The sequence below is a fragment of the Telluribacter roseus genome (assembly GCF_017355915.2).
In the GTDB taxonomy this organism is placed as follows: Bacteria; Bacteroidota; Bacteroidia; order Cytophagales; family Spirosomataceae; genus Telluribacter.
This window is the reverse complement of sequence record NZ_JAFEUV020000003.1, coordinates 365,319-381,141: the sequence shown is the minus strand read 5'-3', so window position 1 is coordinate 381,141 and position 15,823 is coordinate 365,319. Positions and strand designations below refer to the sequence as shown.

11 protein-coding genes are annotated in these 15,823 nt (G+C 48.3%); 7 read left to right on the top strand and 4 right to left on the bottom strand.

Annotation, left to right across the window (positions count from 1 at the left end):
• Positions 1-155: 155 nt before the first annotated feature.
• On the bottom strand, positions 156-2,522 hold the full coding sequence (locus JTN23_RS07780; RefSeq protein WP_247233583.1) for an efflux RND transporter permease subunit: 2,367 nt from the start codon (positions 2,520-2,522) through the stop codon (positions 156-158).
• Between the two features lie 238 nt (positions 2,523-2,760).
• Here JTN23_RS07780 and JTN23_RS07775 point away from each other — a divergent pair, with 238 nt between their 5' ends.
• Positions 2,761-3,174: a MaoC family dehydratase gene (locus JTN23_RS07775; protein WP_247233581.1), complete on the top strand. Its 414-nt coding sequence runs from the start codon at positions 2,761-2,763 to the stop codon at positions 3,172-3,174.
• A 57-nt stretch (positions 3,175-3,231) separates the two neighbouring features.
• Here JTN23_RS07775 and JTN23_RS07770 read toward each other — a convergent pair whose 3' ends face one another.
• Entirely contained in the window at positions 3,232-3,414 is a 183-nt protein-coding gene (locus tag JTN23_RS07770) for a histone H1 (RefSeq protein WP_247233578.1), read from the bottom strand.
• Positions 3,415-3,678: 264 nt separating this feature from the next.
• Positions 3,679-4,947 (bottom strand): aminotransferase class I/II-fold pyridoxal phosphate-dependent enzyme, encoded by a 1,269-nt coding sequence (locus JTN23_RS07765; RefSeq protein WP_247234108.1) that lies wholly within the window; start codon positions 4,945-4,947, stop codon positions 3,679-3,681.
• 310 nt (positions 4,948-5,257) lie between these two features.
• Here JTN23_RS07765 and accC point away from each other — a divergent pair, with 310 nt between their 5' ends.
• Positions 5,258-6,769 carry an acetyl-CoA carboxylase biotin carboxylase subunit gene (gene accC, locus JTN23_RS07760; protein WP_247233576.1) on the top strand — a complete coding sequence of 504 codons (1,512 nt, stop codon included), beginning with the start codon at positions 5,258-5,260 and terminating at the stop codon, positions 6,767-6,769.
• A gap of 115 nt (positions 6,770-6,884) precedes the next feature.
• Positions 6,885-7,544, top strand: coding sequence for a type ISP restriction/modification enzyme (locus JTN23_RS07755; RefSeq protein WP_247233573.1), 660 nt, complete (start codon positions 6,885-6,887; stop codon positions 7,542-7,544).
• Positions 7,545-7,717: 173 nt separating this feature from the next.
• On the opposite strand, the gene JTN23_RS07750 is transcribed toward JTN23_RS07755, so the two are convergent.
• Positions 7,718-11,548 carry a T9SS type A sorting domain-containing protein gene (locus JTN23_RS07750; protein WP_247233571.1) on the bottom strand — a complete coding sequence of 1,277 codons (3,831 nt, stop codon included), beginning with the start codon at positions 11,546-11,548 and terminating at the stop codon, positions 7,718-7,720.
• Between the two features lie 684 nt (positions 11,549-12,232).
• Here JTN23_RS07750 and queA point away from each other — a divergent pair.
• From queA to JTN23_RS07730, 4 genes are all read left to right on the top strand, one after another.
• Positions 12,233-13,282, top strand: coding sequence for a tRNA preQ1(34) S-adenosylmethionine ribosyltransferase-isomerase QueA (gene queA / locus JTN23_RS07745; RefSeq protein WP_247233569.1), 1,050 nt, complete (start codon positions 12,233-12,235; stop codon positions 13,280-13,282).
• A 76-nt stretch (positions 13,283-13,358) separates the two neighbouring features.
• The gene (locus JTN23_RS07740; protein ID WP_247233567.1) at positions 13,359-14,030 is read left to right on the top strand and encodes a 2-C-methyl-D-erythritol 4-phosphate cytidylyltransferase; all 672 of its coding nucleotides are present in this window, start codon (positions 13,359-13,361) and stop codon (positions 14,028-14,030) included.
• A gap of 169 nt (positions 14,031-14,199) precedes the next feature.
• Positions 14,200-15,186 carry a methylmalonyl Co-A mutase-associated GTPase MeaB gene (meaB, locus tag JTN23_RS07735; RefSeq protein WP_247233565.1) on the top strand — a complete coding sequence of 329 codons (987 nt, stop codon included), beginning with the start codon at positions 14,200-14,202 and terminating at the stop codon, positions 15,184-15,186.
• 152 nt (positions 15,187-15,338) lie between these two features.
• Positions 15,339-15,818: a hypothetical protein gene (locus JTN23_RS07730; RefSeq protein WP_247233563.1), complete on the top strand. Its 480-nt coding sequence runs from the start codon at positions 15,339-15,341 to the stop codon at positions 15,816-15,818.
• Positions 15,819-15,823: the final 5 nt, after the last annotated feature.

Here is a 15,823-nt window from a genome sequence, read left to right as displayed (position 1 = left end):
GTAAGAAATCAGGTAGTAACCTGAGAGTACTTTTCCAAAAATAGATATTTATTATGAAGTATTACTTAGTTATTAAATTATTTTAAATATTCTATCAAGTAAAAGGGCAGGTTCTTTTTTGAGTACCTGCCCTTTTATTAAGTCTTAGTTACAGCCTAAATCACTGCCTTCTTACGAGCCTCTCGCCGCTGCATCCGCTTATCCAGCGACATCAGGAACGCCGGCAGCAGGATCAGGTTAGAGGTCATCCCCATCAGCAGCGTGATGGACACCAGTATACCCAGTACTACAGTACCCTGAAAGGTAGAGGCGCCGAAGATGGAGAAGCCCGCAAACAGGATAATAGCCGTATAGAACATACTGATACCTGTCGACTGGATGGTACGGGCTACGGCGTCGGCTATGCTGTAGCGCCCGGTGCGAAGCTCGTCTTTGTACTTGGTCAGGAAGTAGATGGTACCATCCGACGACAGACCAAAGGCGATACTAAATATCAGGATGGTGGAAGGCTTGATATGAATATCGAAGAAGCCCATTAGCCCCGCCGTGATGATAAGGGGTACCGTACTGGGAATAATGGCAATCAGGATCATCCGCAGGTTGCCGAATATGAAGGCCATGATCAGCGATATCAGTACTACGGCCAGGACGGTACTTTCGAGCAGGTTCTGCTTGAGGTAATCATTGCCTTTGGTAAACACTACGCTGTTGCCCGTTAGCTGCGCCTCTATGCGCTCCTCCTTAGGTACCCAGGTACCAGCAGTCTGGTCGTAGTTAAAGATCGTATCCATCCGGGGCTGCAGCTGGTTGTACAGCTCGGTGATGCGGCGGGTACCTACGTCGGCAATCTGGAAGCTGACGCGGGTATAACGACGGGTACTGTCCATAAATCCCTTAAACTGGCTCTCTTTGCCCTTGAAGGTAGAGGCGTAGCCCGCCAGCTTATTAAGCTCGAGCGCGCCGGGCACCCGGTAGTACTTAGGGTCTCCTCCCCGATACGACTGGTAGAAAAACTTAATAGCCTCCACCAGCGAGAGCGGCCGGGTGATCTCGGGGTACTTCTCGAACTCCCGCTGCATGAGGCGAATCTTGGTCAGGGTAGTAGGGTCAAGTACTCCCCCCGGACGCTGCGTATCAATGGACACCTCAAAGGGCATCACGCCTTTGAAGTGCTTCTCGAAGAATTTAAGATCGGTAAAGATGGGATCGTTCTGCGGCAGGTCATCTACCACGTAGCCCACGGCGGTGATGCGGGTCATACCGTAGAGGGAGGTCAGCACCAGCAGGGTCACTACGGTATAGATAACCGGCCGCCTGTCGCGCACGATAGTGCCTACCAGCGACAGGAAGGCATTGATCCGGCGCGACTCCAGGTGCCCCATCTGGCGGGGCGAAGGTGGGGGCAGCAGGCTGAAAATAATGGGAATCATGATCATGGAAAGGGCATAAGTGATCATGACCGATAAGGAGGATACCAACCCGAACTCCGACAGAAACGCACTACCCGTAAAGCAGAATACGCCAAAGCCAATAAAGGTAGTGACGTTGGCCCAGAATACCGTCTGGCTCGTCTTTTCAACCGCCAGTGCCAGCGACTGGAACTTATCGCCACTGCGGGCGTACTCTTCGTGGTACTTGTTGACCAGGAAGATACAGTTGGGGATACCGATCACGATCAGCAGCGGAGGAATAAGCCCCGACAGCAGCGTGATGCGGAAGTCAAAGATACCGATCAGCCCCAGCGACCACACGACCCCCAGCCCCACGACAAACATTGCCGCCAGTGCCACCACTACCGACCGGAAAAACAGGAGCAGAATCAGCGCCGTAACGCCGAAAGCCAGTCCCATAAAGAGGCTCATCTCCTTGCTTACCTTCGACATGAACTCTGTACGGATGTAAGGCATACCCGACAGGTGTACTTCCTGTCCGTTTTTCTCACCAAACTCCAGCGCTATAGCCTTGATCTGCCTGGCGATATCAATGCGGCTCTTGCTGTTGAGCTTGCCCTGATCAAAGGTGACGGCCATCAGGTGCGCCTTGCCGTCCTCACTGACCACAAAGCCCTGGTAGAAAGGCATGGCCGCGATTTTGGCCGCGATGGTATCTACTTCGGCCTGGGTGGTGGGCCTCTGCGTGGTGAGTGGTTTGAAGTCAAAGCGGTTGAGGCTGTCGTTGCGGACAATCTGAAACAGGTCCGCGTTGGAGAGTACATTCTTGATGCCGTCGATGCTCTTGATCTCCCGGCTGAGCTCATACCAGTCCGTAAACAGCGGCAGGCTGTACATGCTATCGGTCTCGATACCAATCACCATCACACTGCCATCCTCGCCGTAGCGTGCTTTGAACTGTTCGTACAGCTGAAAGTTAGGATCGCTGGTGGGTAGTATCTTGGCCAGTTCGTAAGAGAGCCGGATGCTGCTGGCTTTGTATCCCATAAAAGCAGTAGACAGGATCACCAGGCCAGCCAGCCAGGCACGGTTGCGGAGGATAAATTTAGAAAGGGTATGCCAGAACAACATGAGCAAGCAGTAGTAGTTAAATAATCACAGAAGATCTCTCTCCAGACATAGTATATTAGTAAAAGGGAGGTGCAAAGGTAGGTATTCCGCCGAGGTTCTGAAAAGTTATTGCTGCACATCAGATGAACCAGACGCTCCTCCCGGACAATTCAGAACCCTAAATTTGGCTGACCGGATAGTTTACCCGATTTTTGGGGCTACACCCGTTACTATTTATTCGAAAAACATTTTGTATTGTATGGAAATAGAACCTGCACTCAACGCTTCCTTCTCCCATGCGTTTCGGTTTACACAGACTGACGTTGAGGAGTTTGCAAGAGTAACCGGAGACAATAATCCGCTGCATCTTGATGCCGAATTTGCCGCTACTACTGCTTTCAAGCGTCCCATTATCCATGGTATGCTCGGCGCCAGCGTCTTTACCAAAGTACTGGGTACCCAGTTTCCGGGATACGGTTCCGTGTACTTAAAGCAGACCCTCGAGTTTATGCGGCCTATGTTTGTAGAAACAGACTACGAAGCTGTTTTTACTATAATAGGTATCAATCCCGATAAACATACGGCTGAAATCTCTACCGAGATTTTTGACGCGGTCACCCGAAAGCTGACGACCAAGGGGGTAGCTACCCTGATGCACCGCGAAAAATTCTGACAAAAAAAATAGGCCCGACGAGTCCGTCGGGCCTACCAAAAACCTTTAGGTTTAGGATTACTTTTCTTCGGTGTTCTTCATATTTTGTACTTCAGAACGGATGTCCTGAGCCAAAGTCTTCAGATCCTGCATTCCCTTGCGTACGCGAGTTCCGGCAGCCTGATTTCCTTTGTTGTAAAATTTGTCAAAATCACCTTCCAGTGACATTACTAAGTTCTTAACTTCATCAAATCTTGCCATAAGAGAATAGTTATTTTAAGTGGAAAAATGCTTAAAACAGGCTGAAAACGCATGTTTTGACCGAAATTTAGTAATTAAAACTAATTCCGCAACTCGCTTAAGCAAAAAATTCACTTGAAATAGTACAAAATAGAGAAGGCTCTAAGTACAACGCGCTGATATACAGCCACTTACCTTAATATAACAAACCCGATAAAAAAGCAAAAAAAAGGGCATCTTTTTTAAAAAATGCCCTTTCCTGCCGAATTTAAAGGATTTTAAGACTTAGGCTACCGGCTGAGCATCTTCTATCTGGTACACCCGATTTTTGAGCTTCTCGGCCAGGGCGGTAAAAGCGTTTAGCGTGTACTCTACGTCTTCGAGCGTATGGGCGGCGGTAGGAATCAGTCGCAGCATAATCTGCCCCTTAGGTACTACCGGATACACCACTATAGAACAGAAGACTCCCATGTTTTCGCGCAGGTCACGTACCATACGGGTTACCTCAGGGATACCTCCTTCGCTGTGCAGGAATACCGGCGTCACGGGCGATTGGGTATCGCCGATGTTGAAGCCACGCTCACGCAGACCATTCTGCAGGGCGTTTACATTTTCCCATAGTTTTTCGCGCAGCTCCGGCATTGTCTTGATCATCTCCAGACGCTTGCGGCAGCCTTCTACGTACGGCATAGGCAGCGCCTTGGCGTAGGTCTGCGAACGCATATTATACTTAAGGTACATGATGATCTGTGGATCATCGGCCGCTATAAATCCACCGATCGCGGCCATAGACTTTGCAAAAGTAGAGAAGTACAGGTCTATCCCTTCCTGCACGTTCAGCATTTCACCTACACCGGCACCGGTAGTACCCATGGTACCAAAGCCGTGTGCATCATCCACGAGCAGGCGGAAGCTGTATTTATCTTTCAGATCTACGATCGCTTTGAGGTCACCTACTTTACCGGACATACCAAATACGCCCTCGGTAATTACCAGTACACCACCGCCTTTTTCTTCGGCCTTCTTGGTAGCGCGCTTGAGATTTTTCTCAAGGCTTTCCATATCATTATGGTTGAACTTGTAGTACTCACCCATCTTGGCTTTGTGCAGACGAATACCGTCGATCAGGCAGGCGTGTGACTCGGCGTCGTACACGATCACATCGCGGTGGTCACATACCGACTCTATCACCGACATCACCCCCTGGTAACCGTAGTTGAGCAAAAAAGCATCTTTTTTACCCACAAACTCTGCCAGCTCTTTCTCGAACTGCTCGTGGAGTACTGAGTTACCGGACATCATACGGGCTCCCATCGGATAGGCCAGTCCCCACTTCGCCGCTGCATCTGCATCAGCCTTACGCACTTCCGGATGGTTGGCCAGTCCCAGATAGTTGTTAAGGCTCCAGTTCAGTACTTCACGTCCCATAAACCTCATACGAGGTCCCAGATCACCTTCCAGCATAGGGAAAGAGAAGTAATGATGACTGTTAAGCATCTTGGCGGGCGTACCTATCGGGCCCCAGTTGTCGCGTAGTTTCTCAAAAATATCCACTTTCAAATTGTTTATGGGGTTGACTCCTGTATTTCAAATAAAATAAATGCAAATTTATTAAAAATATCTAAAACTATCCATCATTACTATATCCCAGAGACTTAAAGAAAATAGCCCTGCTTTCTACTAACCTTCCCTGCGCCAAACATATAGCAGCCCATCCCGTTTATTTTCTGTACGTTGTCTGCTTTCAGTGCAATTTGGAAGCTCCATCACAGAAATGGCAGATTAGCAAATAAAAAATCAAATACTATTTTTGTTCAAATTCAAAAGTAAATAATTCAATCTATCTTCCCGACATACATACCTGATGCGCCCGATAAAAAAGATTTTAATAGCCAACCGAGGAGAAATAGCCCTACGCGTTATGCGTACCGCCCGCGAGATGGGTATCGCTACCGTAGCCGTATACAGTGAAGCCGACCGCCATGCGCTGCACGTCCGCTATGCCGACGAAGCCGTGTGTATAGGCCCGGCGGCCTCTTCCGAATCGTACCTCCGTGGTGATAAGATCATAGATGTCTGCAAACGCCTGGATGTGGACGCCATCCACCCCGGCTACGGATTTTTGTCAGAAAACGCGCAGTTTGCCCGCATAGTTCGGGAAGCCGGAATCGTATTCATTGGTCCCTCGCCCGAGTCTATTGAAGTAATGGGCAGCAAGCTGGCCGCTAAGCACGCCGCCGCTCAGTACAACATACCTATGGTACCCGGCACGCCCGACGCCATAACCGACCGGGGCGAAGCCAAGCAGATTGCCAGCCAGATCGGCTACCCCATCCTGATCAAAGCCAGTGCCGGCGGGGGTGGCAAAGGTATGCGTATTGTAGAGAACGAAGCCGAGTTTGACGAGCAGATGGACCGGGCGGTGAGCGAAGCGATATCGGCCTTTGGCGACGGATCGGTATTTATTGAAAAGTACGTTACCTCGCCCAAGCATATCGAAATACAGGTACTGGGCGACCAGCACGGCCATATCATTCACCTGTTTGAGCGGGAATGCTCGGTGCAACGGCGCCACCAGAAGGTGATCGAAGAGGCTCCCTCCCCGGTACTTACTCCCGAAATACGCGAGGCCATGGGCCGCTGCGCCGTGGACGTAGCCCGCTCGTGCGGCTACTACGGAGCGGGCACGGTGGAGTTTATCGTAGACGACCAGTTGAACTTCTACTTCCTCGAAATGAACACCCGCCTGCAGGTGGAGCACCCCGTTACCGAGCAGATCACGGGCGTGGACCTGGTGAAGCAGATGATCCACATCGCCGAGGGGCAGGAGCTGCAGATCCGGCAGGAGGACCTTGCCATCAAAGGCCATGCCGTGGAGGTACGCGTGTACGCCGAAGACCCGGCCAATGGATTTCTGCCCGACGTAGGTACCTTACAGACCTACGTACGCCCGCAGGGGAATGGTGTACGCGTAGACGATGGTTTTGAGCAGGGCATGGAGATACCCATCCACTACGACCCTATGATCGCCAAGCTGATCACCTACGGCCACGCTCGCACGGAAGCTATCGAGAAGATGATCCGGGCCATTGATGAGTACCAGATCACGGGTGTACAGACCACCCTGCCCTTCTGCCGCTTTGTGCTCAACCATGAAGCTTTTCGGTCGGGCCAGTTTGATACGCACTTTGTCGGCAAGTACTTTACACCGGAGGTACTTCAGCCGGCCTCTGACCCGGCCGCCGCGGAACTGGCAGCCCTGCTGACCGCGCATCTGTTCGCGAGCTCGAATGGTACGTCTGCTGCTACCGCCGAGTCGGCTACACCCACAGTATCAAAAAGCAACTGGAAAGTAAACCGCCAGATCTGGAGGTAAGTACATAGTATTTATCCCTCAGCGATGCCTCCAATAGGTGGCATCGCTGAGGATTCTCCTTATTTTTATAGATGCTCTGGCCTTAGGTTGACGTATCAAAATAGCCTGTTCTACTATGTCTCTTGATCTGTACTTGCAAAGCACTATACGTAAGATTATAGATGATCCGGAGCTACTTGATAGTACTGTACAACGGGTTTCTGAAAAACTGGGTATAAGTTATATCTCAGAAAAAGAGCCCGAAGGGAATGTCTGCTTCATCAACAGCGATGAAGTACGTCCGGAATTCAGGCTGAGCTTCTCCTCCACCGACCTGTATGACTACCTCTATGCCGTGCTGCTCAGTCTCCCCTACCCTACGCAGGCCAATGAGATAGATCAAACGGACGTCTCGCGCATCCCCATGCCCAAAGACTCAAGTAGCTTCTGGCGGCTTGTTCAACTGGGTAAACAGCTCCGGCAGCTTCATCGGCTCGAAGATCCGGTAGTCAATGCCTCCATTACGCTTCACTCTCCGGATGGCAACTATGTAGTTTACAACATCCGGCACGAATGGGACCGCATTTACATTAATGATACGACGTATTTCGAGAGAGTTCCGGAGCCGGTATGGCACCTGTATCTGGGAGGCTACCAACCTGCTCAGCAGTGGCTCCACGAGCGCCTGGGCCACACGCTTACCGGCGAAGATATACTGCAGTACCAGCGTATCATTACTGCCCTCACCCATTCACTTCCTCTTATTGCTGAGATAGATCGGATGGTAGTTGAGTAATAACATTTGCTCTCGTATCGGCCTTTAGACTAGAACAATACTATAACAAATTCCGCTTCAATCTTGATGTTTATTCGGAAGGCAAGTCGACAGTCATGGTAGTAGGTAGAGGTTCCTAATCTAAGTTGATACAGCCAAGACCAAGGCATTTTACTCTTGGCTGTAAAAATGTGTTATTTAGCGACAATAACACGTTTCACTTCTTTAGCTCGATCAGTCTGTATACTCAATAAATAAATACCTGGAGCTAGATCATCAATAAGATATCCCTCTACTGGGTTACCGGGACAGTAGATTTCACGACCTGTAGCATCATACCACTGCACTTGAGCATTGAAACCAACTGGCATTTCAATCTGGACATACTTATTTGCAGGATTAGGAAAGACATTAAATAGCGCAGGCTTTGTCTGATCAAGTGCAGTGATGATGATTTGAGGAGTAATCTTGATACTTACTGGCTCGCTTTCTCCACAGTCATTGATAGCCCGCACTGATAAGGTATAGGAATTATTTTGACTTGGCTGGTCCCACTGAATTGTTGCCTTGTTGCTGCTACTTGATAGTTGTCCGCCACCACTAAGTGTCCATTCCAAGTCAATATCTGATCTGCCACCAAATATATTGGTAGTGTAAGATGTTTTTGATGTCTTTTCAAAGAAGAAATTGCTTTCACCACTAATATCTACGGGATTGCATGGAGCTGCTCCCGGAATCAGCTTAACATCATTAGATCCGTTAAAATAGTCTTTATTTGTCAGCGTAGAGTTATTACCTAAATAAATCCAGCTCATAGTATTTTCATTAAGATAGTCAAGTGATGTCCAGCTTTCACCTGCATCCGTGGTGTAAAACCTCCCTGCCAGAAATCCAGTCTGGTTATCTACAAAATGATAGTCTTCATAGACTATCTCCGGATCTATAGGATACCAGCTTTTCCCGCCATCTTCTGTTCTATTAAGTCCAGCAAAGCCAATTTTCTCTGTAAGAAAGTGAAGAGAGTTTAATCGTATATGATTGAATTCAGATATTAACTGCCAATTCACCCCCCCATCGGTTGTTTTAAAAAGTCGGTTCCCTTGTTCTTTACTGAATACAGTTATATAACCTAAGCTCTCACTAAGAAAGTAAAATAGGTTCTCGTTAGAAATCAATAGTTGATGTTTGGGCGTAACGGGTGTTGAAAGTACCCGCCAGCTCTCTCCCTGATTAGTAGTGATGTAAAGACGCCTATCATCAGCTTGCATGACCCAGGTTTGTGCATTTACAAACTGAATGTGGCCCTTATGTGGACCGGGTTGGCCTATGATCTGGATCTGCGCAGGGGGACGGGTAGCCGAGAAGGCAGAAATACCTCTTCTTTTCCAATCTTTACCCCCATTCTGTGTGATATAGATCACATTGGGACCGACCATAAAACCCTGTTTGCTGTCTAAAAATTTTACTTGCCATACTGGTTCTTTATCCTTCAGGTCCACCCGCAACCAATTTATTCCTCCATCGATTGTTCTGTAATAATATGAATTGTACTGTATGTCGCCATTGTACCGACTGGTAATGCGTATACCTTCCTTCGGGGTTGCAAAAGAGGTTGAAGCAGTGTTATAATCATTATCATTATGAATGTTGCTAACAAAAGTCCATGACGCTCCCTGGTCTGCCGAAAACAATACATTAGCTAATAATGATCTGGGTGAATTACCTTCATTCTTATCAGGCTCACATAGCACATAGATACGATTACCTTTGGCTGCTATTTCTTTCACTTCACCCCGAACAGGCTGTGGAAATGAGACTGGTCCCCAATTTGCACCTCCGTCGATAGTCCTCCATATAAAAGCTGGCTTATTTGTATTGGGAGAACCATACCCCCCTATTACAAAGCCAACTTTATCGTTCAGGAAATAAATCTGATGAATTTTATCATGAATAGTAAAGGGCAGGGGTGTATTCTTCCAGCTACTACCTCCGTCACTAGTCACATTGACTGACAGAGCCAACTGGTTATCAAAAGACACCAGCGCCCACTGCTTCTGATTTTGCAAAAAGGCAGATTTGATAAATTTATCTACTTGTGTCCAGGTACTACCATTATCAGCCGAGAAAGCCAACTTATCATTTCCTGTATGGCCAACAATAAGACCATTCTGAATCTGGATGCTTAACAGACGGGGAGCTTTTTCAACCTGTACAAAATCAAGTCCACCATTGGTAGTTTTGAATAGCACAGAACCGCCAGTAAAACTATCATTATACAAGGCGAAGCCAATCTGCTCATCAACAAATTTTAAATCAAATTCTTTTATATAAGAATTTGTACGTTGTAAGGTCCATGTTTCACCACCATCACGGGTTTTGAGCAGTACAGTTCTTACCCCCTCATCATGATTATTTACTACAGCATAACCTACTTTAGAGGTTGGGAATGATATACTTTGAATCTTTCTGGTAAGCGGGTTTGGCCTTCGGGTATAAAAGAAACACGAGGGAAGTTCTGACCAGGTTTTTCCCCCATCAATAGATCTAACTATTTCTGATCCGCTCCGCGCGAAAAGTGTATCAGGTGAAGGCATTTGTAGGTCCTGCAAATAATTTAAGTATACAGGTCGGAGACAAATGGAAGGCTTGGGCACCTTGAGCGTACTTGTATAGCCTGATTTTTTACTACCATCCAAAGTTTCTGTGCGTATCCGATAGTGGTAAGTTACTCCGTGTACCGCCTTCATATCTATAAAGGACTGATCTGTACCTGGTACCTGACCGATAGTCTGAAAGTTGCCGGTTGTATTGACTGAACGCTCTATTATTTGCCTAAATGTGGCTGGCGGCTGCTGTGGAGGCTGCCAATACAGTATAACTTTGTTGCGGTATCGGGCATCAGCCTCTATAAGACCCGGGGGTGATAGTTGATTAGCATTAAGCTCTGACAGGGGGCGTCTTAAAAGATATCCATTTAATGAGTACTGATCCGAGCCCATCCGGTAGTTATTATAGCCTACCCATAATGAATCTCTTATTATTGCCATACCTCCTTCTGGTAAGGCATTGGGCTGCCAGATACCAGCACTGTCAAGTAGCCAGCCCTCACCTTTTACATAAGCTATCTTATTACGAAGTGCAACTACGGCATGTTCCTGCGATAATGTAAGAGTATGATTACCATACTCTTTTTGATTTATAGGCTGCGTTATCCACTTCTTCCCTCCATCATTTGAGACACCAAGTATGATCGTATTTCCAAGTATTCTCCCATAGCTGTCTTTCCAGGCAGATGTTCCGGTCAATAGTATCCTTTCACCTTCAGCAGCCAGATTGCTAATATTATCAGTACTAAAGGAAAGGGATTGTATCTGCCAAGTTTCACCTCCATTGTCGGAAGCCGCCAATGTAACCTGCTGCCCAAAACGCCCACCTACCCAAAGTTTAGCTGCTGTACATGCAATCTGAGAGATCACAGCTCCATTAGGGAGTGATACAACTGACCATGTACGCCCACGATCTTTTGAACGTAGCAAACGGTTGCTGTAGGTAGCATTTGCAGCATCTATCCGATCATAGAAAGTTTCTAATACAAAAACATTATCTCCCTGTGTGATTACTTTGCGATATCTCGACGTGAAACCATACGGTGATGACGCCGACATATACTCGAAAGGATTAGGTGACCGAATCCATGACTTAGCTTGGTCGTCGGAATAGTAAATACCGGCATCAGTTCCCGCTATTAAACGTTTACCAGAAAGTGCAACTGAATAGATTTCAACGGCTTTGGGCCAATATTGATCATGGTAAAGTTCTCGGTGGGTCCATCTGTTCTGCCAAGTCATGCCCCTATCATCAGACACAAATATTCCTTTATTTTTTGTAGCGAGGAACAGTACCTGATTATCCTCTAGAATTGAAATGATAGGATCACCGAAGCGATTGGGGTGCCTGACAAGCTGAGCTCTAAGACTTTGAAGGGGGAATAGTACAATACAAAAGAGAACGGTAAAGAATTTCATCAAATTAGGAGGGATGAGAGTTTATAGCCTATAAAAGTATAAATTTAATTGAATGCAGCTATTATGCCGAAAATGCATCGGTACTAAGTTTAAGGTCATTCCATTAAATATAGCGACACCAAAGCCTACTTACGGTAATGTAAAATGTGAGCGGACGAAATATCGATGAAAGCAACACATTCCCATTTGGCTTTCACGGCTATCTTGGCAAGTTAATTGTAAGGGTCACACACTTACCGGCGAGGATAGTATGCAGTACCAGCGTATCATCACTGCCCTCACCCATTCACTTCCTCTTATTGCTGAGATAGATCGGATGGTGGTTGAGTAGGCTAAACTTATTAGTTGAGAAGCGGTATAGTATAATTCGTCGACTGCTGTCACCTATAAACCATTTTGAGGATATCCGGTTACTATAAATAGCCACATATCAACCTCTAACGCTCCGGTAGCGGATTCTAAGGTAATTGGTAAGAGTACAGCGGGCTTCTCCTTCTGTATACTATATGTGTAAAAGTGACAGTATTCTTGCATACTGTATCAATAAATTGACTATTTTTGCGGTCTTATTTTTTGTGATACCATTTTATAAGATATAAATTATAAAGAAACCAGTCAATAGGTGCTTTTATTCTGTGTAAGTGCACTCTTTGCCGCCCCGTTGACTCCCATTGACTATAAGCTATGAAGCTATCAGAATTTAAGTTTGATCTTCCCCAAAGTCTAATTGCTCTTCATCCTTCCGAACGTGGCGAAGCCCGCCTGATGGTCGTTCACCGCAAAACCGGTGAAATCGAACATAAAACCTTTGGCGACATTATTAACTACTTCGATGACGGTGACGTGATGGTGATCAACGACACCCGCGTATTTCCGGCCCGTCTGTACGGACAGAAAGAAAAGACCGGTGCTAAGATTGAAGTATTCCTGCTCCGCGAGCTCAACCGCGAAATGCGCCTCTGGGACGTACTGGTAGATCCGGCCCGTAAAATCCGGGTAGGTAACAAGCTGTACTTTGGTGATAGCGACCTGGTAGCCGAAGTGATTGACAATACTACCTCCCGCGGACGTACCATTCGCTTCCTGTACGATGGTACCAACGAGGAGTTTATGAAACTGGTAGATCAGCTGGGTGAAACGCCGCTTCCGCCCGAGATCATCTCCCGCCGTAAGGTCGAAAACGCCGACCGCGAGCGCTTCCAGACTATATTTGCGCAGAATCTGGGTGCCGTGGCTGCCCCTACCGCGGGTATGCATTTCACTAAGGCCATTATGAAGCGCCTCGAGATCAAAGGAGTACACTTTGCTCCGGTTACGCTGCACGTGGGCTTAGGTACTTTCCGCAACGTGGACGTAGAAGACCTGACCAAGCACAAGACTGACTCCGAAAACTACTTTATTACACAAGGCAGTGCCGACATTGTAAATAAGGCTTTGGATAACGGCAAGCGGGTATGTGCGGTAGGTACTACCTCTATGAAGGCCATTGAGTCGTCGGTAACGGCCAGCGGCCACCTGAAGTCGGTAGAAGGCTGGACGGATAAGTTTATCTTCCCCCCCTACGACTTCAAGATTGGCAACGCCATGATCACCAACTTCCAGCTACCGGAGTCCATCCTGCTGATGACAGCCTGCGCCTTTGGCGGTTATGACCTGGTAATGAAAGCCTATCAGCTAGCTATTAAGGAGAAGTACAAGTTCTTCACCTACGGCGACGCCATGTTGATTATATAATCCAGAACTCACTGTATCAAAAAGTCAGAAGCCCCCGGGGGCTTCTGACTTTTTGCTTGATATACCTACCTGTACCATGCAAGAATTTGCCATTATCGTTGCGGGCGGCAGCGGAAGCCGCATGAAAAGTGATATACCCAAGCAGTTTATAGCCGTAGCTGGTCGCCCGATCCTGATGCACACGTTGCTGGCCTTCCGGCAGTACTCGGCCCAGCTGTCGATCCGGCTGGTACTTCCCGAGAGCCAGTTTGAGGTGTGGCAGGACCTTTGTGAGCAGTACCCTATTGAGCTGGACTACCAGCTGGTAGCCGGTGGCGAAACCCGCTTTCATTCTGTACGCAATGGACTGCAAAGTATAACAGCCGAAGAGGGACTGGTAGCCGTACACGATGGGGTGCGGCCTTTTATTCCGCAGGAGATCATCGCCCGCGGGTACCAGAAGGCCGCCGAAGCCGGTACAGCCGTTACCTGCGTACCTCTCAAAGACTCAGCCCGCCTGGTGAACACGGATGGTACCAACCAGGCCGTAGACCGCGAAGCCTATCGCCTGATCCAGACTCCGCAGACCTTCCGACTCGACTGGATGCGGCAGGCTTTCCATACCGAGTACCTACCTACCTTCACCGACTGCGCCAGCGTACTGGAGCACGCAGGGTACTCCATCCATCTGATAGAAGGAGCTTACGAGAATATCAAGATCACGACGCCGGAGGACCTTCTGTGGGCGAAAGCCTTTTTAGGTCAGTGACCAGTAACAACAGTGACCAGTGTCCAATGACCAGTGACCAATTGCTGTTTTCTATGATTCAGGAAATTCGCTATATAGCTTTCACAATGCAGTACTTTATGTGATAGCTGAAACAAACCCTGCTCCGTATTGTATCTTTCTTAGCTGTCCAGTTATAAACGAAGCCTCTATGCCCAAACGCCTGACCGCCGAAGCCTACGTAGAAGGAGTACTTGCTGGAGATAGGATTATCCTGAGCCGTGCTATTACCCTCGTAGAGAGCCAGCTTCCGGCCGATCAGCAATTGGCCCAGCAGGTACTTGAGCAGGTACTTCCGCATTCGGGCTCGTCACTGCGCATAGGCATTACCGGCGTACCCGGCGTAGGCAAGAGTACCTTCATCGAAGCCTTCGGCAGGCACATCACCAGCCTGGGCAAGCGACTGGCCGTACTGGCCATTGATCCTACCAGTCAGCGGTCGGGGGGCAGTATACTGGGGGATAAGACGCGCATGGAAGAGCTCTCGCACGATCCCCTGGCCTACATACGTCCATCGGCTGCCGGTAGTTCGCTGGGTGGAGTAGCACGTCGTACCCGTGAGGCCATGCTGCTGTGCGAGGCGGCAGGCTTTGAGGTAATACTCATTGAAACCGTGGGCGTAGGCCAGTCCGAAACGCTGGTACGTGGCATGGTAGACTTCTTCCTGCTGCTGATGCTGGCCGGTGCGGGTGATGAGCTGCAGGGCATTAAGAAGGGCATCATCGAGATGGCCGATACCATTGCCATCACCAAGGCCGATGGCCCTACTAAGGAAGCTGCCGAGCAGGCCGTACGGGAATACCAGAATGCCCTGCATCTATATCCGGTCGCGGAGTCGGGCTGGGTGCCCCAGGTAGTGACCTGTTCGGCTCTACATAAGCAGGGTATCAACGAGCTGTGGCTACTGATCCAACAGTACTTCGCGCAGGTACAGCAGAATGGCTACTTCACCCGCAACCGCCAGGCCCAGCACCTCGACTGGATGTACAGCTATATTCGCCACGCACTGGAGGACCATTTTCTCAATCATCCGGCGGTACAGCAACAACTAGCCGCCACCGAACGGGCCGTACGCGAGGGATATGAACTACCCGTAGTAGCCGCCCGGCGACTGCTCTCCCTCTTCCTGCACCAGTAGTTGCTCCATCCTATTTGCCGTTCACTAAGTTTTTCAGCCTTTTGTACTCTTTTATGTTACTGACGGTACTCATATATCAGCAGACTCTTTATTTTTGTGCGTTTCAAACACATTTTTAAAATCCTAAAAATTATAAGCCCATGAAAAATTTAATGTACCGTTTTCGTAGCACCTACTTACTGCTTTTCGTACTAGCTTTTGCTACCGTTGCCTGTAACAATGACAATGATCCAACACCAAGTGGTGGCAATGGCGTAGAAGGAAGCTGGAATATCTCAGCCATTAAAGTTGACCCAGCGATGGATGGCGTATCTGACTACCTCCAGGTTATAAACCTGTTCCTAGGAAACGACTGTCTTTCCAGAATCACCTTTAACTTCCGAGGCAATGGTACGCTGACTGGTGATGTTCCTAAAGAATGTCAGGATGCCGAAGCTGCCGCCGAAGATTTTGGTGTAGGCCAGAACTCAAAGTGGGAAGTAAAAGGTAACAAAATTGTTCTGACCAGCGGCACCGACGTTTCAGAATACGATCTGGATGTTAACAAAACCACCATGGGATGGTCATACAGCGAGGTTGACGAAGACGATGGCAAAACCTACCGTTACACTATCGAGTTCAAGCGTAAATAATCAGC